The sequence below is a fragment of the Parageobacillus toebii NBRC 107807 genome, assembly GCF_003688615.2.
In the GTDB taxonomy this organism is placed as follows: Bacteria; Bacillota; Bacilli; order Bacillales; family Anoxybacillaceae; genus Parageobacillus_B; species Parageobacillus_B toebii.
The window spans coordinates 68,092-94,962 of record NZ_CP049703.1 but is presented as its reverse complement, the minus strand read 5'-3'; the positions used below and the strand labels follow the sequence as shown (position 1 = coordinate 94,962).

At 42.6% G+C, this 26,871-nt stretch carries 22 protein-coding genes, 1 other RNA gene and 1 other annotated feature; of the genes, 20 read left to right on the top strand and 3 right to left on the bottom strand.

Annotated elements, in window-relative coordinates:
- Positions 1-11 precede the first annotated feature (11 nt).
- The 3 genes from queA to yajC are packed head-to-tail and all read left to right on the top strand — an operon-like array spanning position 12 to position 2,491.
- Complete coding sequence (gene queA, locus DER53_RS00495; protein ID WP_062753028.1) at positions 12-1,040, top strand: tRNA preQ1(34) S-adenosylmethionine ribosyltransferase-isomerase QueA; 1,029 nt, start codon at positions 12-14, stop codon at positions 1,038-1,040.
- Positions 1,041-1,057: 17 nt separating this feature from the next.
- Positions 1,058-2,200, top strand: a complete 1,143-nt coding sequence (gene tgt / locus DER53_RS00490) for a tRNA guanosine(34) transglycosylase Tgt (RefSeq protein ID WP_062753026.1) — start codon at positions 1,058-1,060, stop codon at positions 2,198-2,200.
- Positions 2,201-2,215: 15 nt separating this feature from the next.
- Complete coding sequence (gene yajC, locus DER53_RS00485; RefSeq protein WP_062753024.1) at positions 2,216-2,491, top strand: preprotein translocase subunit YajC; 276 nt, start codon at positions 2,216-2,218, stop codon at positions 2,489-2,491.
- Positions 2,492-2,534: 43 nt separating this feature from the next.
- Here yajC and DER53_RS00480 read toward each other — a convergent pair whose 3' ends face one another.
- Positions 2,535-2,909, bottom strand: a complete 375-nt coding sequence (locus DER53_RS00480; RefSeq protein WP_041269716.1) for a TIGR04086 family membrane protein — start codon at positions 2,907-2,909, stop codon at positions 2,535-2,537.
- Between the two features lie 70 nt (positions 2,910-2,979).
- Positions 2,980-4,542 carry a stage V sporulation protein B gene (gene spoVB / locus DER53_RS00475; RefSeq protein ID WP_062753022.1) on the bottom strand — a complete coding sequence of 521 codons (1,563 nt, stop codon included), beginning with the start codon at positions 4,540-4,542 and terminating at the stop codon, positions 2,980-2,982.
- A 103-nt stretch (positions 4,543-4,645) separates the two neighbouring features.
- Here spoVB and DER53_RS00470 point away from each other — a divergent pair, with 103 nt between their 5' ends.
- The 11 genes from DER53_RS00470 to DER53_RS00420 all read left to right on the top strand — a co-directional run bounded on the left by DER53_RS00470 (position 4,646) and on the right by DER53_RS00420 (position 18,181).
- Entirely contained in the window at positions 4,646-4,942 is a 297-nt protein-coding gene (locus tag DER53_RS00470) for a post-transcriptional regulator (RefSeq protein WP_062753020.1), read from the top strand.
- A gap of 196 nt (positions 4,943-5,138) precedes the next feature.
- The gene (gene secDF / locus DER53_RS00465; RefSeq protein ID WP_062753018.1) at positions 5,139-7,391 is read left to right on the top strand and encodes a protein translocase subunit SecDF; all 2,253 of its coding nucleotides are present in this window, start codon (positions 5,139-5,141) and stop codon (positions 7,389-7,391) included.
- Positions 7,392-7,566: 175 nt separating this feature from the next.
- The gene (recJ, locus tag DER53_RS00460; protein WP_121910011.1) at positions 7,567-9,924 is read left to right on the top strand and encodes a single-stranded-DNA-specific exonuclease RecJ; all 2,358 of its coding nucleotides are present in this window, start codon (positions 7,567-7,569) and stop codon (positions 9,922-9,924) included.
- Positions 9,924-10,436, top strand: coding sequence for an adenine phosphoribosyltransferase (locus DER53_RS00455; protein WP_062753014.1), 513 nt, complete (start codon positions 9,924-9,926; stop codon positions 10,434-10,436). The genes recJ and DER53_RS00455 overlap by 1 nt, the downstream gene beginning before the upstream one ends.
- Positions 10,437-10,633: 197 nt before the next feature.
- Positions 10,634-12,832, top strand: coding sequence for a RelA/SpoT family protein (locus tag DER53_RS00450; RefSeq protein WP_015864618.1), 2,199 nt, complete (start codon positions 10,634-10,636; stop codon positions 12,830-12,832).
- Positions 12,833-12,846: 14 nt separating this feature from the next.
- Positions 12,847-13,305 (top strand): D-aminoacyl-tRNA deacylase, encoded by a 459-nt coding sequence (dtd, locus tag DER53_RS00445; protein WP_015864617.1) that lies wholly within the window; start codon positions 12,847-12,849, stop codon positions 13,303-13,305.
- 109 nt (positions 13,306-13,414) lie between these two features.
- Complete coding sequence (locus tag DER53_RS00440) at positions 13,415-13,591, top strand: hypothetical protein (protein WP_015864616.1); 177 nt, start codon at positions 13,415-13,417, stop codon at positions 13,589-13,591.
- Positions 13,592-13,659: 68 nt separating this feature from the next.
- Positions 13,660-13,892, top strand: a binding site (T-box leader).
- Positions 13,893-13,943: 51 nt separating this feature from the next.
- Positions 13,944-15,224: a histidine--tRNA ligase gene (gene hisS / locus DER53_RS00435; RefSeq protein WP_062753012.1), complete on the top strand. Its 1,281-nt coding sequence runs from the start codon at positions 13,944-13,946 to the stop codon at positions 15,222-15,224.
- 4 nt (positions 15,225-15,228) lie between these two features.
- Positions 15,229-17,013, top strand: a complete 1,785-nt coding sequence (gene aspS, locus DER53_RS00430; RefSeq protein ID WP_062753010.1) for an aspartate--tRNA ligase — start codon at positions 15,229-15,231, stop codon at positions 17,011-17,013.
- Between the two features lie 51 nt (positions 17,014-17,064).
- Positions 17,065-17,249: non-coding RNA, 6S RNA (gene ssrS, locus DER53_RS00425), on the top strand.
- 167 nt (positions 17,250-17,416) lie between these two features.
- A complete protein-coding gene (locus DER53_RS00420; protein WP_062677171.1) occupies positions 17,417-18,181 on the top strand; it encodes a tRNA threonylcarbamoyladenosine dehydratase in 765 nt (254 codons plus the stop codon).
- 33 nt (positions 18,182-18,214) lie between these two features.
- Here DER53_RS00420 and DER53_RS00415 read toward each other — a convergent pair whose 3' ends face one another.
- On the bottom strand, positions 18,215-18,865 hold the full coding sequence (locus tag DER53_RS00415; RefSeq protein WP_062753008.1) for an RsfA family transcriptional regulator: 651 nt from the start codon (positions 18,863-18,865) through the stop codon (positions 18,215-18,217).
- Between the two features lie 200 nt (positions 18,866-19,065).
- Here DER53_RS00415 and DER53_RS00410 point away from each other — a divergent pair, with 200 nt between their 5' ends.
- The 6 genes from DER53_RS00410 (at position 19,066) to DER53_RS00385 (ending at position 26,859) form a co-directional block, all read left to right on the top strand.
- Entirely contained in the window at positions 19,066-22,116 is a 3,051-nt protein-coding gene (locus tag DER53_RS00410) for an efflux RND transporter permease subunit (RefSeq protein WP_062753007.1), read from the top strand.
- 111 nt (positions 22,117-22,227) lie between these two features.
- Positions 22,228-23,103 (top strand): TetR/AcrR family transcriptional regulator, encoded by an 876-nt coding sequence (locus DER53_RS00405; RefSeq protein ID WP_062753005.1) that lies wholly within the window; start codon positions 22,228-22,230, stop codon positions 23,101-23,103.
- Positions 23,104-23,242: 139 nt separating this feature from the next.
- A complete protein-coding gene (locus tag DER53_RS00400; RefSeq protein ID WP_062753003.1) occupies positions 23,243-24,535 on the top strand; it encodes a replication-associated recombination protein A in 1,293 nt (430 codons plus the stop codon).
- A 66-nt stretch (positions 24,536-24,601) separates the two neighbouring features.
- Positions 24,602-25,258, top strand: a complete 657-nt coding sequence (locus tag DER53_RS00395; RefSeq protein ID WP_015864608.1) for a YczE/YyaS/YitT family protein — start codon at positions 24,602-24,604, stop codon at positions 25,256-25,258.
- Between the two features lie 18 nt (positions 25,259-25,276).
- Positions 25,277-25,693, top strand: coding sequence for a cysteine metabolism transcriptional regulator CymR (cymR, locus tag DER53_RS00390; protein WP_015864607.1), 417 nt, complete (start codon positions 25,277-25,279; stop codon positions 25,691-25,693).
- Between the two features lie 20 nt (positions 25,694-25,713).
- The gene (locus DER53_RS00385; RefSeq protein WP_015864606.1) at positions 25,714-26,859 is read left to right on the top strand and encodes a cysteine desulfurase family protein; all 1,146 of its coding nucleotides are present in this window, start codon (positions 25,714-25,716) and stop codon (positions 26,857-26,859) included.
- The last annotated feature ends 12 nt before the right edge of the window (positions 26,860-26,871 follow it).

Below are 26,871 nucleotides of genomic sequence, written 5' to 3'. Positions count from 1 at the left end.
AGATGAGAAGAATGAAAATAGATTTGTTTGACTTTGAGCTGCCAGAAGAGTTAATTGCACAAACACCGCTATTAAACCGTGACGCATCGCGGTTGATGGTGCTCGATAAAAAAACCGGCGAAATTCATCATGAAACCTTTCGCAATATTTTATCGTATTTACACAAAGGAGATTGTCTTGTTTTGAACGATACGCGTGTGATGCCGGCGCGGCTTTATGGGGAAAAAGAAAATACTGGCGCCAACATCGAGGTGCTGTTATTAAAACAATTGGAAGGAGACCGATGGGAAACGTTAGTGAAACCAGCAAAACGAGTAAAAGTCGGCACGGAAATTACTTTCGGCGATGGACGGCTGAAAGCGACATGTGTCGATACGCTTGAGCATGGGGGGCGTATCTTGGAATTTTCTTATCAAGGCATCTTTTATGAAGTGCTTGAACAGCTTGGGGAAATGCCGCTTCCACCGTATATTAAAGAAAAATTGGATGACCCGGAGCGTTATCAGACTGTATATGCCCGTGAAGTCGGATCAGCGGCGGCGCCGACAGCCGGACTTCACTTTACGGAACAGCTTCTTGACGATATACGGGCCAAAGGAGTGCATATCGCGTTTATTACTCTCCACGTTGGGCTTGGTACGTTCCGTCCAGTCAACGTTGAAAACATTGAAGAACATGATATGCACGCCGAATTTTATCAGATGACAGAAAAAACGGCGCGATTGTTAAACGAGGTGAGACAGCAAGGAGGACGCATTATTGCTGTCGGTACGACGTCTACACGCACGTTAGAGACGATTGCATCAAAACATAACGGTGCATTTGCAGCGGAAAGCGGTTGGACGGATATTTTCATTTATCCAGGCTATGAATTTAAGGCAATCGATGGATTAGTGACAAACTTTCATTTGCCGAAATCAACGCTTATTATGCTTGTCAGCGCTCTTGCCGGCCGCGAAAATATTTTACGGGCATACAATGCGGCGGTGAAAGAGCGGTATCGATTCTTTAGTTTTGGCGACGCAATGTTGATTATTTAAGAAAGGAGATCGTTGGGTTGACATCACCAATTCGTTTCGAACTCATTAAAACGTGTAAACAAACGGGGGCGCGGCTTGGGATTCTTCATACGCCGCACGGTTCGTTTGAAACACCGATGTTTATGCCGGTTGGGACGCTAGCAACTGTGAAAACATTATCGCCGGAAGAATTAAAAGAAATAGGTGCCGGCATTATTTTGAGCAATACGTATCATCTCTGGCTGCGGCCGGGGCATGAAATCGTAAAAGAAGCCGGAGGCCTTCATTCGTTTATGAACTGGGACCGCGGCATTTTAACGGATTCCGGCGGTTTTCAAGTGTTTAGTTTAAGCGAATTTCGGAGAATTGAGGAAGAAGGGGTATACTTCCGAAATCATTTAAATGGAGATAAACTATTTTTATCTCCGGAAAAGGCGATCGAAATACAAAATGCGCTTGGTTCAGACATTATGATGGCGTTCGATGAATGTCCCCCATATCCGGCGACATATGAATATATGAAACAGTCCGTGGAACGAACAAGCCGTTGGGCGGAGCGTTGTTTAAAAGCACACAAGCGGCCGAATGAGCAAGGATTATTCGGTATTGTGCAGGGCGGAGAATTTGAAGATCTTCGCAGACAAAGCGCACAAGACTTAGTGTCGTTGGATTTTCCGGGATATGCTGTCGGCGGCTTATCCGTTGGTGAGCCGAAAGAAGTGATGAATCGTGTGCTCGAGTTTACGACACCGCTTTTGCCGGCGAATAAACCGCGTTACTTGATGGGAGTCGGTTCGCCGGATTCGCTCATCGACGGGGCGATTCGCGGCATTGATATGTTTGACTGTGTGCTCCCAACACGTATTGGCCGCAATGGAACAGTAATGACGAGCCAGGGGCGTGTCGTCATTAAAAACGCACAGTACGCCCGCGATTTTTCGCCGCTTGATCCTAATTGTGACTGCTATACGTGCCGCAATTATACACGCGCATATATTCGCCATCTCATCAAATGTGATGAAACATTTGGAATTCGTTTAACTTCTTACCATAATGTCTATTTTTTGATAAAATTAATGGAGCAAGTGAGACAAGCGATTCGCGAAGACCGCCTTGGAGATTTTCGCGAGGAATTTTTTGAGCAATATGGCTTTAATAAACCAAATGCGAAAAATTTTTAGAAAGAGGGGAAATGAATGTCAGCGACGATTGCTAATTTACTTCCAATTATTTTGTTTTTTGTCATTTTTTATTTCTTGCTGCTTCGGCCGCAGCAAAAACGGCAGCGTGCGATTCAGCAAATGCAGGCTAATTTAAAAAAAGGGGATAAAATCATCACCATTGGCGGACTGCATGGGATCATCGATTCGGTCGATGAAGATAAAGTTGTCATTCGTGCAGGCGATGGCACGCGTCTTACATATGACCGCTCGGCGGTGCGCGAAGTGGTGACGGAAAAAGAGAATAAGTAAACGATGACGGCTACCTTTCCCAAGTAAAGGTAGCCGTCATCGTTTAATTGCGTGATGCGGCTAGGTTTACACCGACAATGCCGCCAAGCGCCGCTGCGACAAAAAAGATTAGATGATATAACCATTGTTCAATAGTGAATGCTTTTTCCAATCCCAAAAATTGAAATACTAATACGATGAATGTAAATAATAAACTTGTTCCCCCGCCAATTAGCCAGCCTCTTTCTTTTCCTTTTCCACCAGCTACAACCCCGCCAATGAACATGGAAAGAAGCGACCCGGCAAAAATAATCCATGTTAACGAAGGTTCTTGTACGTTTGTCCATTTCAGTATGAGAGATAAAAAGAAGCTAATGAGAGCCGCCAATAAGAAAATAGTTACAACCCCATAAACAATAGCTGTTCCCCATTTTGTCATCTCATTCCCCCCTGTCGCCCGATAAATAAGTTTCACCAAAATATATTCCTATTCGGACATGTTTAGAAGTTTATTTGCGATTTTTTTTCGCAAAAAAAGCACCAATTGCCGGAATATGTGCAAGCTCTTCTCGTTTGACCAATTGAAAAATAATCAGCAGAAGCAAGTAAACGATGGCGGTAACGGTAATAGAAGCCAACGTTCGTATAGGCAGTGGCAGCACGATGAAAGAATAGTGGAATGATACGTACCCAGCAACACCTGCTATAGTGATGGATAAACAAGCCTTGACATATTCGAGTGGATAAATAGAATAAGATACTACTTTTATAATCGTTGCAAAATGAAGCAACGTGACTAACACAGTGTTGATCGCAACGGCCAATGCTGCTCCCATAATTCCTAAGCTCGGTTGGGTTGCTAAGGCGAAAATACAGACAATTTTTACGGCTGCGCCAATTAAGCTATTTGTCATCGCTGCTTTCGCTAAATCAAGGGCCTGCAATACTGCCTGCAGCGGACCTTGAAAGTAATAAAATAGAAAAAATGGTGCCATCACTTTGACAAAAATAGTCGCTTCACTTGTACCGTACATCAGTTGCATGAGCGGTTCTGCAAATACATATAAGACGACGACAGAGAGCCCGCCTGTGACGAGAGAAAGACGCATTGCTTGCTGAATGCGATGTTCAACCAATAATGTTTGTTTTTGTGCCATTGCTTCACTGATTGCTGGAACAAGAGAGGTGGATAGTGAATACGTAATAAAAGACGGCAGCATTAATAATGGAAGAGCATAGCCAGTCAGCTGACCATATTGTTTTGTAGCTAGCGTTGTTGCGACTCCGGCCATTGCCAAGCTGTTTGCAACGACAATCGGCTCCAAAAACCAAGAAAGAGAGCCAATTAAACGGCTTCCTGTCGTTGGCAAAGCGATGCGCATTAAACTTGCAAACGTTTCTTTTCCTGCCTTGACATATTGAATAAACTTTGTTCGCAGCTTAATGGATTTTTTTAATTTAAACATGTAAAGCAAATATAATAATGACATGAATTCACCAATAACAGATGAAAACATCGCACCTGCAGCAGCATATTCAATGCCATACGGCAATAATGCTTTTGTACAATAGGCAATCAAACTAATGCGAACGATTTGTTCTAAAAGCTGTGAATATGCGTACGGCTTCATTTGCTGTTTTCCTTGGAAATAACCGCGTAACACGGAAGAAACCGCTATGATTGGGACGACAGGAGCAATAGCGATTAACGGATAATAAGTGCGTGGGTCAGTAAATAATGTTCGTGATAAAAATGGTGCAAGCAATATCATAGTAGGGAAGAAGATAACGCTAAGTATACTTGTAATCGTTAAAGAGACAACAAGAATTTTTTTCACTTTTTGTCGATCGCCAACCGCTTCGGCTTCTGCAACTAGTTTCGAAATGGCGACAGGGAGCCCCATTTGCGTGATCGTAATGGCTAACACAAGCGTTGGCATCGCCATCATGTACAATCCAACGCCTTCCTCGCCAATAACGCGGGCGACGACAATGCGGTTGACAAATCCAAGCGCTCTTGTAATCAAACCAGCAACGATTAAAATCATCGTTCCTTGTAGAAATTTAGACATCTCGTCTCCCTACCTTCTCAAATGTCATGATCTTTTATACAATTAACTATATGCAATACATATAAACAAGCATGACAAGTTTTCAGAGGGAGAAGGCGAGAGAATGGAAAAGGAAAAACAAAAAGAACTGCGAGAACAGCTGATGCCCGCATTACAATGCAAGTATGATGAATTTCGCCTGCTTGGTTATAAACAGGTGACGATGGATCAAATATGGGATTGTCTAGTTCAAAAGAAATGGAAAAATTTTAAAGAAGAAAGAAAGTTATTTGAGCTTGTCAACGATATTTTATCGTTACAAATCGGCGAGTACATGTCATTTATTACGATGCAATCATATAAAGAACAGCACTGTTCTGGAAATGATGATTTAGAAGCAGTGTTAAACGAATTATTATAGTGATGTAGAAAATTGACAGTTTCCGTTAACTGTTTCATAATTGGATTATTGAGAAAAACCAAGCGCTCGCAAGCATTGTTTTTCGGTGTAAGAGAAGTTTTCTTTTTTTCGAAAATTAGTCTAGCAAGTAATTTCTAGATGAGTGACAATCATGAGAAGTAAGTGGTAAGACGAGTTGAAGGAGGACTTTTTTATTATGGTAAAACGCAGTCGCATTGTCGCGTTTTTCCTGTTGCTTTTGCTTTTTGCAGGAGTGATGGGGCCGACGATTCAAGGAATTTTACATAACATTAAATTAGGTCTTGATTTGCAAGGCGGCTTTGAAGTGCTGTATGAAGTAAAGCCAGCGAAAAAAGGCGATAAAATTGACAAAGAAACATTAAAAAGCACGGTGAGCGCGCTAAACAAACGGATTAACGTGCTCGGTGTGAGCGAGCCAAACATTCAAATAGAAGGAAAAAATCGGATTCGCGTGCAGCTTGCGGGGATAAAAGATCAAAATCAAGCGCGCGAAATTTTATCGACGCAGGCAAAATTAACGTTCCGCGACGTGCATGATAACGTGTTAATGGATGGAAGCGATCTTGTTCAAGGCGGAGCAAAGCTGTCCTTTGACGAAAACGGGAAACCGAGTGTTGCCATTAAATTAAAAGATGCGGATAAATTTAAACAAGTGACAGAAAAAGTATATAAAATGGGACCGCCAAATAACTTATTGGTCATTTGGCTGGACTTTAAAGAAGGAGAAGATTCCTACGCGAAAGAAGCGGGAAAAGCAGATCCAAAATTTATTTCCGCGGCAGCGGTAAACCAAGTATTTGCCCAAACAGATGTCTCCATCGTAGGCAATTTCACCGTTAAGGAGGCACAGCAATTAGCTGACCTGCTTAATGCTGGCGCGCTTCCAGTCGAGTTAAAAGAAATTTACTCGACATCGGTCGGGGCGCAGTTTGGCCAAAATGCCCTGCAAAAAACAATTTTTGCCGGCATTGTAGGGGTTGCCGCGATTTTCCTCTTTATGATTTTGTTTTATCGTTTGCCAGGGGTTATCGCTGTCATTACATTAACTGTTTATATTTACCTTATTTTGCTTATCTTTGATTGGATGAACGGCGTATTGACATTGCCGGGAATTGCCGCCCTTGTTTTAGGTGTCGGGATGGCGGTTGATGCCAATATTATTACGTATGAGCGGATTAAAGAGGAAATTAAGCTAGGCAAGTCGGTTATGTCGGCATTCCGTTCTGGGAATAGAGGATCGTTGGCGACAATTGTGGATGCGAACATTACGACGATTATTGCCGGTATTGTTCTCTTTATTTACGGGACAAGCTCAGTAAAAGGGTTCGCAACGATGCTGATCATCAGCATTTTAGCAAGCTTCATCACCGCGGTGTACGGCACGCGCCTGTTGCTTGGCCTGCTTGTCCATAGCCGCTGGCTGAACAATAAGCCAGGCTATTTCGGTGTAAAAAAATCGGAAATCTTAAATATCGCCGAAACAACGGATCATACGGAAGTACCGACAAAATTTGATCGTTTGGACTTCGTAAAACATAGTAAAAAGTTTTTCATTTTTTCTGGTTTGCTAACGGTGATCGGGATTATTGCCTTATTAACGCTGAAGCTTAATCTTGGCATCGATTTTACGAGCGGCACGCGCATAGAAGTAATGAGTGATAAACCAATTAATGTTCAGCAGTTAAAAGAAGAGTTTCAAAAGCTTGACTTAAAACCGGAGGACATCGTATTATCAGGCGAGCATAATAATATCGGTGTTGCTCGTTTGATCGGCGTGTTAAGCAAAAAAGAAATTGCGGAGCTAAAAGCACATTTTAAACAGCAATATGGTTCAGAGCCGAACGTCAGCACGGTATCTCCGGTTATTGGAAAAGAATTGGCGCGTAACGCATTGATCGCTGTGCTCATTTCGTCCATTGGGATTATTATTTATGTGACGATTCGTTTTGAAATATATATGGCGCTTGCCGCGATCGTGGCGCTTCTTCACGATGCGTTTGTCATCGTCACCTTTTTCAGCTTGACTCGTTTAGAAGTTGACTTAACGTTTATTGCTGCGGTGTTAACGATTATCGGTTATTCGATTAACGATACGATCGTTACTTTTGACCGCGTCCGTGATTTACTGAAAAAACGCAAAGTGAAAACGGTGGATGATTTAAAACATATCGTCAACAGAGCATTGCAACAAACGCTTACTCGTTCCATTAACACGGTGTTAACGGTCATCTTTACCGTTGTTGCTCTCTTGATCTTCGGCAGTGAAGCGATTCTCAACTTTAATATCGCCCTTTTCGTTGGTTTAATATGCGGGGTTTACTCTTCTTTATTCATCGCCGCGCAATTATGGATTGTTTGGAAAGGCAACCAATTGAAAAAAGGAAAGACGAAAAAACGTTCAGAAAAAGAATTGGAACCACAAGTATAACGAAAAGCGGAAGGCAAAAAATGCCCCATGTTTTTATGGGGCATTTTTGTTTTATGTCTTATATTATCGATTGGACGAATAAATGGTTAGCCCGCGTATCATTCAAAAAAACCAATAACTTCATTGCTCACCCTTTTTTCCTTTTTGTATAATAGGAAGAGTTGAGGTGGGATACATGTTAATAGCAAAAACACGTTGGGATGTGAAACGTCCTGACGAAAATATCGTAACGCATTTAGTAGAACAGTCGCATATGGATCCGTTGATTGCGAAGCTTCTTGTTCATCGTGGAGTTCGTACGGTAGAAGAGGCGAACGCGTTTTTATATCCGCTGAAACAACCGTTTCATGATCCGTTTTTGCTAGATGGGATGGAACGGGCAATTGAGCGGATTCAACGGGCGATACAACATGGAGAGCATATTTTGGTATATGGTGATTATGATGCTGACGGCGTAAGCAGCACGACGGTAATGGTTAGTGCTCTGAAGGAAGCTGGCGCCATTGTGGATTTTTACATTCCCAATCGATTTACCGAAGGATACGGTCCGAATGAGAATGCATTTCGTTGGGCAAAGGAGCAAGGATTTTCTCTGATTATCACGGTCGATAACGGCATTGCTGCAGTGAAGGAAGTGGCGCTTGCCAATGAGCTTGGTATGGATGTCATTATTACAGATCATCATGAAGTGGGACCGGCGTTGCCGGAAGCATATGAAATTATTCATCCGAAAAAGCCCGGCAGTACATACCCGTTTCGTGAATTAGCAGGCGTCGGAGTAGCATTTAAAGTTGCCCACGCATTGCTTGGGGATGTGCCGCGTCATTTTTTAGATGTCGTAGCAATTGGAACGATCGCTGATCTCGTTTCCCTTACCGGAGAAAATCGGCTGTTGGTTGCACAAGGGCTTGAACAGTTGCGAAATACGAAACGTATTGGATTGCGTGCATTGTGTAAACAATGTGGAATAGAAGCACAAGAAATTAACGAACAGACGGTTGGGTTCGTTATTGCGCCGCGGATGAATGCAGTTGGCCGGTTGGGAGAAGCAACCCCTGCTGTCAGATTGTTAATGACGGAGAAAGAAGAGGAAGCACAAAGACTTGCGAAAGAAATGGATGATTTAAATCGGGAGCGGCAGCAGCTTGTCGCGAAAATAGCGGAGGAAGCGGCACAAATAGTAAATGAACAATTTCCGCCATCCGAAAATAAAGTGCTTGTGATCGCAAAAGAAGGATGGAATCCAGGGGTCATTGGCATTGTTGCTTCCCGATTGGTTGAACAATTTTACCGTCCGACGATTGTTTTGAGCATTGATTCCGAGAAAGGAATTGCAAAAGGTTCGGCGCGAAGCATTCATGGGTTTGATATGTTTTCAAGCTTATCGACATGTCGCGATATTTTGCCACATTTTGGCGGGCATCCAATGGCGGCGGGAATGACATTATCGGTTGATCATATTGATGAATTGCGTCAGCGTCTCAACGCACTTGCCGATGATATGTTGACAGCCGATGATTTTACCCCAATTACACCGATTGATGCAGTTTGTTCCGTATCTGATTTAACGCTTTCGGTAGCCGAACAGCTTGAAAAGTTTGCTCCGTTTGGTGTAGATAACGCAAAGCCTCTTTTTTTAATGGAAAATGTATCAGTGGAAACGATCCGACGCATCGGGGCTGACCAGTCGCATTTAAAGGCTGTTTTCGCCCAAAATGGCGCTGCGATTGATAGCGTCGGGTTCGGCTTTGGTTATTTGTGCGATGAAATCGCTCCAGATGCGAAAGTGTCCGTGGTTGGCGAGTTAATGGTGAATGAGTGGAACAATCTTCGCAAACCGCAGCTAATGATTTGCGATGTTGCGGTGCATGAATGTCAATTGTTTGATATTCGCGGTATGCGCGATGTACGGCCACTGATTGCGTCTCTTCCGAAAGATAAGCGGATGTTGATTATGTTTCGGGAAGGTACGGCAGATGCATTAGGACTTGAAGCATATAAAGAAGAGATTTACTACACGGCCTCAGTGGAAGAAGCGTCGCGGCTTTGTTTAGATAACCGGTACGTTGTGCTGTTAGATATGCCAACGTCTTTGGAAATCATAAAAATGTTGTTACGTTCTAGTTTACCTGCGCGCATTTATGCGTTATTCTATCAAAGGGAGACTCATTTTTTTCGCACGTTGCCAACGCGTGATCATTTTAAATGGTTTTATGCGTTTTTGAGAAAAAAAGGTGTGTTTAACTTGGCTAAGTATGGTGGCGAGTTAGCACGTGCGCGTGGATGGACAGAAGAAACTGTCCGGTTTATGGCAAAAGTATTTCTCGAGCTGGAATTTATTACGCAACAGGATGGAGTTGTATCGCTTGTTCCTCAACCGGCTAAACGCGATTTAAGCGAATCGCCGACTTATCGCTTTAAACAAGCTCAGTTTGAGCTTGAAAATCTATTTTTGTATTCAACATATGAACAATTAAAGCGTTGTCTTTTCGAAATGAAAGGTTCGCAAACATACGAGGAGACAAATGTGTAATGGACTTGAAACAATATGTTACAATTGTTCCAGATTTCCCTAAACCTGGGATTATGTTTAAAGATATTACCACATTGATGGATAAAGGCGAAGTATATAAATATGCGACAGATCAAATTGTGGAGTACGCGCGCGAAAAGAAAATTGATATTGTTGTTGGACCTGAAGCGCGAGGATTTATTATTGGCTGCCCTGTTGCGTATGCGCTTGGTGTAGGATTTGCTCCGGTGCGCAAGGAAGGAAAGCTTCCGCGCGAAGTAGTTCGTGTGGAATACGGATTAGAATATGGAAAAGATGTATTGATGATGCATAAAGATGCGATTAAACCGGGACAACGCGTGTTAATTACAGATGATTTATTGGCGACAGGCGGAACGATTCGCGCTACGATTCAACTTGTCGAACAGCTAGGCGGTGTGGTAGCTGGCATTGCCTTTTTAATAGAGCTTACCGAGCTTGAGGGACGCAAAAAATTAGAAGGTTATGATATTTTAGCACTTATGCAATTCTAACCATCGACATAGCTGTCATATTTCGTTACAATAAATAAAAAGGGCACTCTAGTGAGTGCTCTTTCTTATTAGTTTCTAATGGTGGTAATTGTTAACATGAGGCAGCAAGCGTTGCATAACTCTTTACATTATAAAAAATTTTCATGATAATAGTAATCAATACATGATTTTATTATACGTAAAGGTGATTTGATCCTATGGCCAACGAACAGGTATTAACAGCGGAACAAGTCTTTGAGCAGGCAAGCTGCTATTTGTCTGAAAGAGATGTCGAATTTATTAAGAAGGCGTATGAATTTGCTAACCACGCTCATCGCGATCAATATCGCAAATCGGGAGAACCATACATTATTCATCCGATTCAAGTTGCCGGCATTTTAGTAGATTTAAAAATGGATCCTGCCACGATCGCAGCTGGATTTTTGCATGACGTTGTCGAAGATACGGAGGCAACGAAGGAAGATTTGGAACGGGAATTCGGTAGCGAAGTGGCGATGCTCGTAGATGGCGTGACAAAGTTAGGAAAAATTAAATATAAATCCCAAGAAGAACAGCAAGCGGAAAACCACCGGAAAATGTTTTTGGCAATGGCGCAAGACATTCGTGTCATTCTCATTAAATTAGCGGATCGCCTCCATAATATGCGGACACTGAAGCATTTGCCGATCGAAAAACAGCGGAGAATTGCAAATGAAACGTTAGAGATTTTTGCGCCATTGGCACACCGCCTTGGAATTTCCAAAATTAAGTGGGAACTGGAAGATACCGCCCTTCGCTACTTAAATCCGCAGCAATATTACCGCATCGTGAATTTAATGAAGAAAAAACGGGCCGAACGCGAGCAATATTTGGAAGAAGTCATTCAGGAAGTGCGTGAACGGCTGAACGAAGTTTCTATTCCGTGCGAAATTTCCGGAAGACCGAAACATATTTATAGCATCTATCGCAAAATGGTCATGCAAAATAAACAGTTTAATGAAATTTACGATCTGCTTGCTGTCCGCATTATTGTTAACAGCATTAAAGACTGCTATGCCGTATTGGGCATCATTCATACATGTTGGAAGCCGATGCCGGGGCGTTTCAAAGATTATATTGCGATGCCAAAACCGAATATGTATCAATCGCTTCACACAACGGTGATTGGTCCGAAAGGAGAACCGCTAGAGGTACAAATTCGCACGTTTGAGATGCATCAAATCGCTGAGTTCGGAATTGCCGCGCACTGGGCATATAAAGAAGGAAAGACGATTAAACCAAATTCGTTTGAAGAAAAATTATCATGGTTCCGTGAAATTTTAGAATGGCAAAACGATGCGAGCAACGCCGAAGAATTTATGGAATCGCTGAAGATGGATTTATTCTCCGATATGGTGTTTGTGTTTACGCCAAAAGGAGATGTCATCGAATTGCCGGCCGGTTCGGTGCCGATTGATTTCGCCTATCGCATCCATTCGGAAATTGGCAATAAAACGATCGGCGCCAAGGTCAACGGCAAAATGGTGCCGCTCGATTACAAGCTGCAGACAGGCGACATTGTCGAGATTCTGACTTCGAAGCACTCGTACGGGCCAAGTCAAGATTGGCTGAAGCTGGCGCAAACGTCCCATGCGAAAAATAAAATCCGTCAGTTTTTCAAAAAGCAAAGACGGGAAGAAAATATTGAAAAAGGAAGAGAGCTTGTCGAAAAAGAAGTCCGCAGCCTCGGATTTGATGTCAAAGAAATTTTAACGGCGGAAAACGTCAAGCGCGTTGCGGAGAAATTTAATTTTTCGAACGAAGAGGATATGTACGCCGCGGTCGGTTATCATGGGATTACCGCGGCGCAAATTGCTCACCGTTTAACAGACAAATGGCGAAAGCAGCGTGATTTGGAAGAACAACAGAAAAAATTGACAGAGACAATACCAGAAACGAAAATACCAACTGCAAAGAAACGTGATTACGGCATTCGTGTGCAAGGAATGGACAACTTGCTTATTCGTTTGTCGCGTTGCTGTAATCCAGTTCCTGGGGATGAAATCATCGGCTTTATTACAAGAGGACGCGGAATATCAGTTCATCGTGCTGATTGTCCAAATGTGCAGACAGAAGAGGCATTAGACCGCTTAATTTCGGTGGAATGGGAAAGTGATGTACAATCAAATCGCGAATATAACGTGGAGATTGAGATTACTGGTTTTGACCGCCGCGGGTTGTTAAACGAAGTGCTGCAAGCGGTAAATGAAACGAAAACGGACATTTCGGCTGTTTCAGGAAGATCCGATCACCGCAATAAAATCGCAACTATTCATATGACGATTGCCATTCGCAATATTAGCCATTTACAAAAAGTGGTCGATCGAATTAAACAAATACCAGATATTTACTCAGTACAGCGAATCATGAATAATTAGAAAGGAAAAGTGTGATGAGAGTAGTAGTACAACGGGCAAAACATGCAAAAGTGACAGTGAATGGGGAAGTTGTCGGTTCCATTGACCATGGTCTTGTTCTTCTGGTTGGCGTCACTCATAGCGATACGGTTGAGGATGCAGCGTTTATTGCAGATAAAATCGCACATTTGCGCATTTTCGAGGATGAATCCGGAAAAATGAATCTCTCCGTGCTGGACGTTGGCGGAGAAATTTTATCCGTATCGCAATTTACCTTGTATGGCGATTGCCGAAAAGGCCGGCGCCCGAACTTTATGGAAGCGGCGAAACCGGATCGTGCATTGCCAATTTATGAAGCGATGAACGAAGCGCTTCGTCAAAAAGGCATCCGTGTTGAAACGGGAAAGTTTGGAGCGATGATGGAAGTGGAATTAATTAATGATGGTCCTGTCACTTTGATTGTAGAAAGTAAGGAAAAAGCGGGGAACAAATAATGTTCGCCCGCTTTTTTTTATCCTTTCAAAGCGGCCAAATTCTTTTTTATTTTTTATCTAAATGGGAAAAAATAAAAAAGAATATAGCACAGAGGAAGGATGAGCAAAATTGCGGCATAGCGCGAAAGGAGAGTTTGCGCATCGAAGAGCAAGTGAACTGTTTCATATTGATTTTCACGAATTTATGAGAAAAGAGGCGGAACATACAGCATTTGAATTAGCGTCAGAGTTTGGATTGACGCTAAGAGACGTACAAAAACTAAAAAAACAACTGTTTCGTTCTTGAAAAGTGTCATTTTCTCCTTGACAAAATGAATTTTCATTCGTAAGATAGGTTATAAAAATTGTATATAATAACAACCAATGACGGAGAAAAGTAGTTAAGAATACACATGGCCAGAGAGGAAATGCCTTAGGCTGGAAGCATTTCTCCATGATGACTTAACGAAAGACACTCCGTAGGTTTCCCTTTGAACGCGTCATTTGTGCCAGTAAAAGGGAACGCGAATCTCGCGTTATCGGTAATAAGTGGAAGCTTTTTGCTTCAATTAGGGTGGCACCACGGGAACAACGCTCTCGTCCCTATTTATAAGTAGGGAAGAAGGGCGTTTTTATTTTTGGAGAAGGAGGGTTTGTTTATGGCTTTTCAAATTCCGCGAGGAACGCAGGATATTTTGCCTGGTGAAGTAGAAAAGTGGCAATATGTTGAAAAAATAGCGCGTGATATTTGCAAACGTTACAATTACCATGAAATTCGCACTCCGATCTTTGAACATACCGAATTATTTTTGCGCGGTGTTGGCGATACGACGGATATTGTGCAAAAAGAAATGTATACGTTTGAAGACCGGGCGGGAAGAAGCATGACGCTTCGTCCGGAAGGGACTGCGCCGGTTGTGCGTTCGTTCGTTGAAAATAAAATGTACGGCAATCCAAATCAGCCAATTAAGTTATATTACATAGGTCCGATGTTCCGCTACGAACGGCCACAGGCAGGGCGGTTCCGTCAATTTGTTCAATTTGGTGTGGAAGCGATTGGAAGCAATGATCCGGCGATTGACGCGGAAGTTATTGCAATGGCGATGGAATTGTATCGATCGTTAGGATTAAAAAAATTAAGACTGGTCATTAACAGCCTAGGGGATGTAGAAACCCGAAAAGCGCATCGTCAAGCGCTGATCGATCATTTTAAAAGCCGGATTCATGAACTTTGCGAAGATTGCCAGGTGCGTCTAGAAAAAAATCCGCTTCGCATTTTAGATTGCAAAAAAGACCGTGACCACGAATTAATGGCAACGGCGCCATCGATTCTCGATTATTTAAACGATGAATCACGGCATTATTTTGAAAAAGTAAAAGCTTACTTAACGAAATTGGGAATTCCATTTGAAGTAGATCCTCGCCTCGTACGCGGATTAGATTATTATTATCATACGACGTTTGAAATTATGAGTGATGCAGAAGGATTTGGAGCGATTACAACGTTATGCGGTGGAGGTCGCTATAGCGGGTTGGTGCAAGAAATAGGCGGGCCAGAAACACCTGGGATTGGATTTGCGCTAAGTATTGAGCGGTTGCTCGCCGCTTTAGAGGCAGAAGGGATTACATTGCCGATTAGCGAAGGCATTGATTGCTATGTTGTCGCTGTTGGCGAAAAAGCAAAAGATGAGTCCATATTACTTGTTCACAAGCTGCGAAAAGCTGGAATTGTCGCTGATAAAGATTATCAGGACCGGAAAATAAAAGCGCAATTAAAATCGGCAGACCGCTTGAACGCCAAGTTTGTGGCGATTCTCGGCGATGATGAACTCGCAAAAGAAGTAATCAATATAAAAGAGATGAGCACAGGAGAGCAAACAGAAGTACCGCTACATTCTGTCGTCGATTATTTAAAAGAAAGATTGTCGCAGGAGGGTTGAAATCGTGTTTGGAAGGACATATTATTGCGGTGAAATCACCGAAAAAGCGATTGGGGAAAAAGTGGTTTTAAAAGGTTGGGTACAAAAACGCCGCGACCTTGGCGGGCTGATTTTCATCGACCTTCGTGACCGGACGGGAATCGTGCAAGTCGTGTTCAGTCCGGAAGTGTCAAAAGAAGCGCTGAATGTGGCAGAAAAAGTGCGGAATGAATACGTATTGAGTGTGGAAGGCACCGTCGTTGCCCGGGAGGAGGGAACGATCAATCCAAATCTTCCGACAGGAAAAATTGAAATTCAAGCAGAGCGTATAACCATCATTAACGAAGCAAAAACACCGCCGTTTGTCATCGCGGATCAAACGGACGTAGCTGAAGAAGTGCGTCTTAAATATCGTTATTTAGACTTGCGCCGCCCGGTTATGTTTCGTACTTTGCAATTGCGGCACCGAGTGACAAAGGCTATTCGCGACTTTTTAGACGGAGAAGGCTTTTTGGAAGTGGAAACGCCAATTTTAACGAAAAGCACGCCGGAAGGGGCGCGTGACTATTTAGTGCCAAGCCGCGTTCATCCAGGCGAGTTTTACGCGCTTCCGCAATCGCCGCAAATATTTAAGCAGCTCTTAATGGTAGCGGGATTCGAACGATATTATCAAATTGCTCGTTGTTTCCGTGACGAAGACTTACGTGCAGACCGTCAGCCAGAGTTTACCCAAATTGATATTGAAACATCGTTTATGAGCCAAGAAGAGATTATGCAGCTAACAGAACGAATGATGGCATATGTCATGAAAATGGCGAAAGGAATCGACATTTCCTTGCCATTCCCGCGCATGTCTTACGATGAGGCAATGAGCCGTTATGGTTCGGACAAGCCGGATACGCGCTTTGGTCTAGAACTTGTCGATGTATCGGAAATCGTGAAGAATTCTTCCTTCAAAGTATTTGCAGGCGCCATTGCAAACGGAGGACAAGTAAAGGCGATTAATGTAAAAGGAGCAGCAGATCAATATTCGCGCAAAGACATCGACGCGCTAGCTGAGTTTGTCGCGCGTTACGGGGCAAAAGGACTGGCGTGGTTGAAAGTGGAAGAAGATGGATTGAAAGGACCAATCGCTAAATTTTTCACAGAAGAAGAACAAAACGGACTGATTCGAACGCTTGAGGCAGAAGCCGGCGATTTATTGCTGTTTGTTGCCGATCATAAGACGGTGGTTGCCAATGCGCTTGGCGCGTTGCGTGTAAAACTTGGAAAAGATTTAAATTTAATTGATGAAACGAAATTTAATTTCCTTTGGATTACAGACTGGCCACTGTTAGAGTATGATGAAGAAGACGGGCGTTATTACGCGGCGCATCATCCGTTTACCATGCCAGTGCGTGAAGACTTGCCACAATTAGAGACAAATCCAGAAAAAGTACGGGCACAGGCATATGACCTTGTGTTAAACGGCTATGAACTCGGCGGCGGTTCGATGCGTATTTTTGAGCGGGAAGTTCAGGAAAAGATGTTTCGCGCCCTAGGATTTACGGAAGAAGAAGCGCGTAAGCAGTTTGGTTTCTTATTAGAAGCATTTGAATATGGCACCCCGCCGCATGGAGGGATTGCGCTAGGCTTGGACCGTCTTGTCATGTTGTTGGCAGGACGAACGAACTTGCGCGATACTATCGCATTTCCAAAAACAGCAAGTGCAAGCTGCTTGCTAACAGAGGCGCCAAGCCCAGTTAGTGAACAACAGCTAGAAGAATTACATTTAGTTGTTAACTCGGAAAAAAAGAGTGAGCAATATTAGTTGTTTCGTTGAAAAGATGTAAAATGTATGATAAAATTTAAATAAAGAAGCATAGTCCTGATGTGTTCGTCGTATAACCTATTGTTTTGACCGAACAATAAGTTATACGGGAGCCCGGAGTTTCCAAGCAGCGTACATGCCTTTGACGAGGGAGGAAGTGCAAACCTTGGAACAGGGCACCCACCTGCTTGGAGCGGGTTCAAAACGAAGGCATCGACGGCACGATTGGGACTTATACGTTAGTTTATTGTTATATATCGTTTGAAAAACTTCCCTATGTAAAGATTGCTCTTTACATAGGGATTTCTTTTGTTTTACCAAAAATTTAGATTGAAATTTAGGGAATTGTTATTGTAGGATAAAAAGCGTTATGGAAGCAATATTTATGTGACGGGGGATATACATGTTACACCAATTTTCGCGGAACGAATTAGCAATAGGAAAAGAAGGATTGGAAAAATTAAAAAATGCAACGGTTGCCGTTCTTGGCGTCGGCGGAGTCGGTTCCTTTGCTGTTGAGGCGTTGGCGCGTTCCGGCATCGGACGCCTTGTTCTTGTAGATCGGGATAATGTTGATATTACAAATATTAACCGGCAAATTCATGCGCTTCTTTCCACCATTGGCCGTCCGAAAGTGGAATTAATGAAAGAACGAATTGCTGATATCAATCCGGAATGTGAAGTCATCGCTTTGCAAATGTTTTATACAGAAGAAACATATGAGCAATTTTTTAGCTATGATCTTGATTTTGTTATTGATGCTTCCGATACGATCATATATAAAGTCCATTTAATGAAAGAATGTTTAAAGCGCAATATCCCGATTATTTCGAGCATGGGCGCAGCCAATAAAATGGATCCGACACGCTTCCGCATCGTGGATATTTCGAAAACCCATACGGACCCGATCGCAAAGATAATTCGCTCCAAATTGCGTAAAGAAGGGATTCGGAGCGGTATTCCAGTTGTGTTTTCTGATGAAAAGCCAATTATTATTCGCGAAGATGTCCGTAAAGTGGTAGGGAATGACCAATCTCCAATTCGCAAAGCGCAAATGCCGCCATCTTCGAATGCATTTGTTCCATCGGTAGCGGGGCTTATTATGGCTTCATACGTTGTACGTGAACTATTGAAAGATATTAAAATTTATCGGGTTGGCGAAGAATAAAAACGTCGCAGAAAACATTCTGCGACGTTTTTATCAGGATTGGGCGATGTGTTCTAGATTTCCGTTTTTATCCATTCGGAAAATATGGGCTGGATGTACGCCATATTCTTCATCTACGATCAGTTTGCGAGCGCGTTCCATAATTTTTACTAATGCCTCGTAATCTTCTTTAATAGTGGATTGTTGTTCTTCAAGACGCTCTAATTTTTTTTGCAGTTCCTCGTTGCGCGTCCGCAATTGTGCATTTTCATTTTTTAACCGTTCATTTTCCATTTGGATCGTTTCGGAACGCTCATAATCAGATTTTAATGTCTGTAAAAAAGCAATGCATTGATCGAGCGTAATGGAAGGTTCTGTAAGAAAAGCGGATGTTTCTTGTTGGAAAGAGACGAAATTGGTAGAAAGCGGCTGTGCTTTATTTTCTGATCGCTGCATTTTTTTCGCTTGTTCTAATGCTCGCTTCCGTTCTTTTCGCTGTTTTTTTGCTAATTCAATTGCTTCCACGTATCGCTTTCGTACTTCAGCGTTCCAGCGGAATCCGCATGCTGCCGCTGTCCGATTCAGGCGATCTCCAACTTCTTCAAACGCAGCAAGTTGTGTTCCCCCTTCACGAATATACCGCAATACCGTTTCCGCCAATATAACGTCTTCTTCATGTGTCCAAGCATCTTGTCGTGTTTTCATTTCCCTACACCCCGCAAATAGATTTAGATAGATTATAGTCTTTCCTCTTATTAGCAAATTTAAACTTTATATTTTTTTACATTTCATCCAATTGAAAGTTTATAAGGAATCTTTTATAATTGATCTGCATTATTACGACTGGTCGGTTGGAATATGATTTGAATGATTGGTCGTAAAATCAATGAAAGAGAGGGGAAAAGATGAATTTTTTAACAAAGTTTAGCTTAAAAAATGCTGCTGCCATATTCATTATTTCTTTTTTGCTTATTGTTGGGGGGATATATTCTTTTTCCTCTTTGAAGGTAGATTTGCTTCCAAACATTGAGTTTCCGCAGCTATCGATTGAAATCGTTTATCCAGGCGCATCGCCGCAAGATATTAACGATCAAGTGACTTCCAAGCTGGAGGAAAAACTAAAGTCCATTGAGGGGCTAAAGCAGATGCAAAGCTCTTCGTATGAGAGCATTGCCATTATTAATCTTGAATTTCCGTTTCATACGGATATGGATGAAGTGGAACGCCAAGTAGATACATTAATCAAAGACGCAAAGCTTCCAGAAAATGTTCAAACGAAAATAAATCGTTTTTCGTTTGGGACTCTCCCTATTTTTAATATTTCCTTATTTGCCAAAAAAGATGTGGACTTGCAAAAAATATTAGAAAGCGAAGTAATTCCTGAGTTAAATAAAATTAACGGGATTAATTCCGTGTCTGTCGGAGGAATGAAGGAAGAGGTCGTACAAATTACTGTCGATAAACAAAAAGCACTGCAGGCGGGGTTAACGCTGTCGCAAATTAAAGATCAAATTAACGAAAAATACATTTCTTTTCCCGCTGGCAGCGTCCATACCGATGCTTTGCAAATTCCTATTCGTGTGCAGGAAAAGCTGGAAACAGTGAAAGAACTCGAAAATATGACGCTGACATCGCCGTTCGTACAATCATCGCCTGATGCGCCACAAATCAAACCAGCGATCAAGTTAAAGGACATCGCAACAATCGAAACAGTCGCCGATCGGTCGGAGTTCACCCGTTACAATTTAAAAGAATCATTGTCAATGGCGGTTACGAAAAAGCAAGACGCCAATACGGTGGAAGTGGCGGACAAAGTGATTCATGTGCTTGATTCGTATAAGGACCAATTCGATTACACGATTGGTTTTGATTCCGCGGAAGGAATTAAAAAATCGGTCGAATCGCTTGTCCGTGAAGGATTGTTAGGAGCGCTGTTTGCATCTATCTCTGTGCTTGTGTTTTTGCGCAACGTTCGCGCGACGATCATCGCTATCGTTTCGATTCCACTTTCATTATTAGTGGCTTCCATTTTCTTGAATCGGATGGATATTTCCTTAAACGTCATGACGCTTGGAGGAATGGCGGTAGCGGTAGGGCGTGTGGTCGATGACAGCATCGTCGTGATTGAAAATATTTTCCGCCGCGTCCGCAAGGCGAAAACTGGGATGACGGATGAACTGATTGAAGATTCGACAAAAGAAATATTAAAAGCGATTACCTCATCGACGATTACGACCGTTGTTGTCTTTTTGCCGCTCGGTTTTGTCGGTGGAATTACGGGTGAATTTTTCTTGCCGTTTGCGTTAACGATTGTATTCGCCCTGTTCATGTCTTTAATCGTTGCTGTTACGATCGTACCAATTTTGGCGAAATTTTCGTTCAAAAAAGTTCCGCCAGAAGAAAAAGAAGGGGTTCTTCAACGTGTCTACGGGCAAATCATTGCATGGTCATTGAACCGCAAGGCGATGATTTTGGCGCTATCCGTTGTGTTGCTTGGAGGTTCGTTTGCGCTTGTGCCGGCATTGGGATTTACCTTCTTGCCGAATGAAGAGCAGAAGACGCTTGTCGCAAGCATTGAACTTCCGTCTTCTACATCGCTCGAAAAAACGAACGATGTATCATTAAAAATTGAAAACATGTTTGATGAGCAAAAAGAAATTAAGGACGTGACCGCAGCGATTGGCAGCCGTGATTTTCGCACTGGATTAAAGCGGCAAAACCAAGCAAACTATTTTATCAACTTAAAAGATAATGTCCCAGTTGCATCATTTATGAAAAAGCTTGAAAAAAACATGAAAGAAATCGTAGAAACAGAAGCGCCAGGGACGAAATTGGACGTGCGTGAAATGGATGTCGGCGGACCGCCGTCAAATAACAATATTGATATTGATTTGTACTCTACGAATTTAACTTCTCTGCAAAAGGCGGCAAAACAAGTAGAAACATATTTAAATCAACGAAAAGATTTGAAATATGTAACAAACAATTTCTCTGAAAAGCAAAAGCAAATCATTATCGATATTGATCCGGAAAAAGCAGCGGCGTACGGGGTTTCCGGTTTTCAAATAATGGGAACGATCGCTGATGCAACGAAATCGGTGGAAGTTGGGGAATTAAAACTAGACGGAACAGAGCGGACGGTTCAATTATCGTATAATCAGAATCTTGATTCCGTAGACGAACTAAAGAATACGGTAATCTTTACGAAACGAGGATTTGTTCCCGTCTCTGAACTAGCGTCCGTCAAAGAAGTGGATACGTATACGTCGATTCAAAAATTGGACGGGAAAGTGTTTGCCCGCGTATCAGCGCAAATTGTTGGCGACAACATTCAAAAGGTCACGAACGATGTGATCCGCCATGTGAAAAACGATCTTGACTTGCCGAATGATGTTTCGCTAGAAGGCGGAGGCGGCAGCGACGAGACGGTGCAAACATTTCAAGAGCTTGGCATGGCCATGCTGATCGCCATCGGTCTTGTGTATATTACGATGCTCGTCACGTTTGGAAAAGCGCGCATTCCGTTTATCATTCTGTCATCCCTTATTTTCGTGCCGATTGGCTCGCTTCTAGGTCTATATATCGCGAAAGAGCCGCTGTCTATCAGCGTTATGATTGGATTATTAATGTTAATTGGAATTGTAACGACGAACGCCATTGTCCTTGTCGATCGGATTGGACAAAACCGTGAACAAAAAGGAATGACAGTTCGCGAAGCGATTATTGAAGCCGGAAAAACGCGTTTGCGCCCGATTTTAATGACGGCGTTTGCGACAGTGGCTGCTCTTATCCCATTGGCGCTGACTAAGGAGTCTGGAACATTGATTTCCAAAGGATTGGCGATTACCGTCATCGGCGGTCTCACCTCTTCGACCTTGTTAACGTTGATTCTCATTCCGGTTATGTATGAGTTATTCTTTATTCGTCAAGCGAAAGCGGAACGAATAAAACAGTGAACAAAGGATGGCTCGTTTTGTTGAGCCGTCCTTTCCTTATGTGTGTTTCGTTTTTTTTCACGAGGAAATCCATTATAATAACATTAATGATAAATAAGGAAGGAGAAAACATTGAATAGAAAAGAAGAAATTATTCAAGCGGCAATGAAATTATTTGCGCAAAAAGGATATCATGCCACGTCGATGCAGGAAATCGCTGAACAGTGCGGAATGGCGAAAGGCTCGATTTATAATTATTTTAAATCAAAAGAAGAAATCGCCGTTTCTATTTTTCGTTATCACTATGATGTCTTATTTCAAAAAATTAGTGATATTGCTCATGATGAAACATTATCAGCGCGGGAAAAATTTGAAAAGCAGCTATCGATTCAAATAGAAGAATTTTATCGCCATAAAGAACTCGTGCAGATGCATATGGGAGAACAAGCGGTGAAAGTCAATGATGAAATTCGTCAACTTGTTTTTCTTATTCGAGCGAAAATGCTCAATTGGTATCGACAAGCAATCGAAGAAATATACGGAGAAAAAGTGAGCAACTTTTCACTAGACTGCGCGACGATGCTAAACGGGATGCTGAAAGAATATTTGTTTTACATAGCGATTGACCGAAAAGAGCTTCATCTGTCGAAGATGGCGCCGTTTTTACTTCGACGAATGGACGCGATTGTAGCGAGTATGTCAGAAAGAGAAGAGCCTTTGTTAACGATGGAAGTCATGCACGATTATCTTTGTGTCGAACAAGCCAATAAACACCGGAAACGGCAGCAAATTATCGATTGCATTCACCAAATGATCGAAATGTTACAGAGAAACGGTGGGGTGGAAGAGGATGTTGGCCGCTCGCTAGAGGCGTTAAAGCAAGAGTTTAGTGAGGCAGACGAAGTGAGAAAATTTATTGTTGAAGCGTTATTGCTTTATTTGGAGCGACGGCAGGTGCCGTTATGGGAAGAATTAAAAACTGCCATCGATCACTATTTTGCCCCATAAAAGTTCTCTGTACGCAACAGGGAACTTTTGTTATGGCGATCGTTTTCATCAAGTTGAAGCGAAGAAATCTTCATCTCCTGCTTGGACCAAAGTAGGCAGGGGATGATGGGGTATTTATGCTGTTAGAGAGGGATGCCACATGTTGTTTACTTCAGAACCGCTTTCTGTTCGGATGAGACCGCGGAACATTGACGAGATTGTCGGACAACAACATATTATTGGTCCGCATACCGCATTATATAAAATGATTAAAAATGGGTACGTTCCTTCGCTGCTTTTATATGGTGAGCCGGGGGTGGGAAAAACATCGTTGGCGCATGCGATTGCTGGAACCGTTCAGCGTGATTTTTTCGCGGTTAATGCTACGACTTCCGGAAAAAAAGAGCTGGAAGAAGTAGTGGAAACGGCGAAACTGACGGGAAACGTTATTTTATTTATTGATGAAATTCACCGTTTTAACAAGGCGCAGCAAGATTATTTGCTTCCCCACATCGAGCAAGGGCTGATTACGCTCATCGGCGCTACAACGGAAAATCCGTTTCATGAAGTGAACCCAGCCATCCGCAGCCGCTGCGGGCAAATAAAACAGTTAAAGCGTCTTGAGCCTGCCGATATTCTTATACTTTTACAGCGAGCTTTGCATGATCGTGACAGAGGATTAGGAAAACTTTCGATTGATATGGAGGAACGTTTGCTTTCCATGATTGCGGAATCGTCCGGTGGGGATGCCCGTTTAGCGTTGAATCTGTTAGAAGCAATTGTATATGCTTCGGAAAACGACGGTCAAATTCGTGTTGCTGAACAAACGGTAAGAGAATTTGTGGAAAATCGAGGATTTACCCATGATAAGAAAGGGGATGCGTATTATTCGCTTTTATCCGCGTTCCAAAAAAGTGTTCGTGGCAGTGACGTGGACGCGGCGCTGCATTATTTAGCTCGTTTGCTGGAAGGAGGGGATTTGGCGGCTGTTTGCCGGCGGCTTCTTGTTATTGCGTACGAAGATATTGGGCTGGCAAATCCGATGATGGGAGTGAAAGTACAAGCGGCGATTGAAGCGGTTGAACGATTAGGGCTTCCTGAAGCGAGAATTCCACTTGCTGTGGTTACGATCGAGTTATGTTTAAGCGCGAAATCGAATTCTGCCTATAAGGCGCTTGATGCCGCGATTGATGATGTACGCAATGGAAAAATCGGAGATATTCCTGATCATTTAAAAGATGCTCATTATAAAGGGGCAAGCGTGCTCGGACATGGAAAAGGGTATCAATATCCGCATGATTATCCAAATGGTTGGGTTTTTCAACAATATTTGCCAAATGAATTGGCAGGAGTGAAATATTACTCACCGAAGGAAAACGGAGAGGAAAAATATTATGCGAAAGTGTATGAACGGTTAGAACAGTTAAAACAACGAAATAAATTCCGGCAATGAAGGAAACGAAATTTTATGATATAATGACAATCGATTTGCTTATTTCATTTATGATGGGGTGAGAATATGGCCCATTCTCATCGCGAATATGCATCTATTTTCCGATGGGCTATTTATTTTATCGGGCTATTGATTATGTCGTTCGGCATCGTATTAACGATTAAAGCGAATGTCGGGTGCGCGCCATGGGATGTACTGCATATCGGATTATACCGGAATTTTGGATTGACGATTGGAACGTGGTCGATTATTGTCGGCCTTGTGGTTTTAACGATTTCTGCTTTACTTTTAAAACAACTTCCGAGAATTGGCGCTTTTCTCAATATGATTTTCGTCGGTATATTTATTGATTTGTATATGATGATTCCGTATTTACAAGTCCCAAATACATTAATCGGCAAGTTTGTTATGCTGCTTGTTGGGATTGTTATTACGGGTTATGGAATGGGAATATATATTTCAGCTAATATAGGAGCAGGTCCGCGTGACAGCTTAATGCTTGCATTGACGGAATTAACAGGGTGGAAAGTGCAATATATACGGATTGCGATGGAAGCATTTGTTCTTTTTATCGGCTGGATTTTAGGCGGGCCAGTATCGATTGGAACATTAATATTTTGCATTATGATTGGGTCTGTAGCCGGCGTTGCTTTGCCGCAATGCCAGCGTATGGCAGAATGGATATTAGTAAGACGAGTTGATATTGAAACACATGGTTTATAAATCGTTAGGGGGAGTAAGATGAAGATTTCAACAAAAGGTAGATATGGATTAACGATTATGATTGAACTCGCAAAAAAGTATGGAGATCGCCCAATTTCGTTACGCTCCATTGCAAAGGCGAACAATTTATCTGAACATTATCTTGAACAGCTTGTTACACCGCTGAGGAATGCCGGGCTTGTCAAAAGTATCCGCGGAGCATATGGCGGGTACGTGCTTGCAGATCATCCGGCTAAAATTACTGCCGGGGACGTTATTCGTGTATTAGAAGGGCCAATTACTCCTGTGGAAGAGCTAGATGAGGAAGAACCGGCAAAACGCGAATTATGGATTCGCATTCGTAATGCCGTAGAGGAAGTGTTGGACAACACGACATTGGAAGATTTAGCGAAATATAGTGAAGGCGATGAGGGTGCATACATGTTTTATATTTAAAGTTGAAAGGAGAATGATCATTGGACCGAATTTATTTGGATCATGCCGCTACCTCTCCTGTTCATCCAGATGTAGTGGAGCGCATGATTCCGTTTATGACCGAAGTGTTTGGAAATCCGTCAAGCATTCATTATTTCGGAAGACAAAGCCGTCAGGCAGTCGATGAAGCAAGAACTGTAGTAGCAAAAAGCATCGGTGCGAAAGAATCAGAAATCATTTTCACAAGCGGAGGAACGGAAGCGGATAATATTGCGCTCATCGGAACGGCGATGGCGAATCGTCATCGAGGACGCCATATTATTACAACGATGATTGAGCATCATGCTGTATTGCGCGCATGTGAGTATTTAGAAAAACAAGGGTTTGAAGTAACTTATCTCCCTGTTGATGAAAAAGGGAACGTTTCATTGGCAGATGTAAAAGCAGCGCTCCGTGATGACACGATTCTTGTATCCATCATGTTTGCCAACAACGAAGTAGGCGTGCTGCAGCCTATTGGCGAGATTGGCGAATTATTAAAGGATCATCAAGCTTACTTTCATACAGACGCGGTGCAAGCGTATGGACTCGTTCCGATTGATGTGAACGATTATCATATTGATTTGTTGTCTGTTTCTTCCCATAAAATAAATGGTCCTAAAGGAATTGGCGCTTTATATGTCCGTGAAACGGTAAAACTGTCCCCGCTTTTTTATGGCGGAGAACAAGAGCGGAAGCGTCGCGCTGGAACCGAAAATGTAGCCGGCATCGTTGGATTTGCTAAAGCGGTGGAAATTGCCCAAGAGACAATGAACCATAAGCAACAGGAGTACCGTTCGATGAGAGAGGCGATGCTGTCTATTTTTGCGGAGTCAGGCATTTCTTATTATGTTAACGGAAATCAAGATCATTGTTTGCCACATATCGTCAATGTCGCATTTCCTGGAACGAACGTGGAATCCATGCTTGTCAATCTTGATTTGGCGGGGATAGCAGCTTCAAGCGGTTCTGCATGCACTGCTGGATCGATCGATCCATCGCACGTGCTTGTGGCGATGTTTGGCAAGGAATCGGAACGCATTCGTTCTTCCGTTCGCTTTAGTTTTGGTTTAGGCAATACGAAAGAACAGATTGAACGTGCGGCATCGGAAACAGTAAAAATTGTGAAGAGATTAACAAATGAGTAGATAAGGTGGTGA

What these genes read in the sequence shown, in the direction of transcription:
- dtd (WP_015864617.1), top strand. Translation starts at nt 12,847, where the DNA reads ATGAGAGTAGTAGTACAACGGGCAAAACATGCAAAAGTGACAGTGAAT.
- DER53_RS00395 (WP_015864608.1), top strand. Translation starts at nt 24,602, where the DNA reads ATGGCCCATTCTCATCGCGAATATGCATCTATTTTCCGATGGGCTATT.
- DER53_RS00400 (WP_062753003.1), top strand. Translation starts at nt 23,243, where the DNA reads ATGTTGTTTACTTCAGAACCGCTTTCTGTTCGGATGAGACCGCGGAAC.
- DER53_RS00410 (WP_062753007.1), top strand. Translation starts at nt 19,066, where the DNA reads ATGAATTTTTTAACAAAGTTTAGCTTAAAAAATGCTGCTGCCATATTC.
- spoVB (WP_062753022.1), bottom strand. Translation starts at nt 4,542, where the DNA reads ATGTCTAAATTTCTACAAGGAACGATGATTTTAATCGTTGCTGGTTTG.
- recJ (WP_121910011.1), top strand. Translation starts at nt 7,567, where the DNA reads ATGTTAATAGCAAAAACACGTTGGGATGTGAAACGTCCTGACGAAAAT.
- DER53_RS00470 (WP_062753020.1), top strand. Translation starts at nt 4,646, where the DNA reads ATGGAAAAGGAAAAACAAAAAGAACTGCGAGAACAGCTGATGCCCGCA.
- cymR (WP_015864607.1), top strand. Translation starts at nt 25,277, where the DNA reads ATGAAGATTTCAACAAAAGGTAGATATGGATTAACGATTATGATTGAA.
- DER53_RS00455 (WP_062753014.1), top strand. Translation starts at nt 9,924, where the DNA reads ATGGACTTGAAACAATATGTTACAATTGTTCCAGATTTCCCTAAACCT.
- hisS (WP_062753012.1), top strand. Translation starts at nt 13,944, where the DNA reads ATGGCTTTTCAAATTCCGCGAGGAACGCAGGATATTTTGCCTGGTGAA.
- DER53_RS00450 (WP_015864618.1), top strand. Translation starts at nt 10,634, where the DNA reads ATGGCCAACGAACAGGTATTAACAGCGGAACAAGTCTTTGAGCAGGCA.
- DER53_RS00420 (WP_062677171.1), top strand. Translation starts at nt 17,417, where the DNA reads ATGTTACACCAATTTTCGCGGAACGAATTAGCAATAGGAAAAGAAGGA.
- yajC (WP_062753024.1), top strand. Translation starts at nt 2,216, where the DNA reads ATGTCAGCGACGATTGCTAATTTACTTCCAATTATTTTGTTTTTTGTC.
- queA (WP_062753028.1), top strand. Translation starts at nt 12, where the DNA reads ATGAAAATAGATTTGTTTGACTTTGAGCTGCCAGAAGAGTTAATTGCA.
- DER53_RS00415 (WP_062753008.1), bottom strand. Translation starts at nt 18,865, where the DNA reads ATGAAAACACGACAAGATGCTTGGACACATGAAGAAGACGTTATATTG.
- secDF (WP_062753018.1), top strand. Translation starts at nt 5,139, where the DNA reads ATGGTAAAACGCAGTCGCATTGTCGCGTTTTTCCTGTTGCTTTTGCTT.
- DER53_RS00480 (WP_041269716.1), bottom strand. Translation starts at nt 2,909, where the DNA reads ATGACAAAATGGGGAACAGCTATTGTTTATGGGGTTGTAACTATTTTC.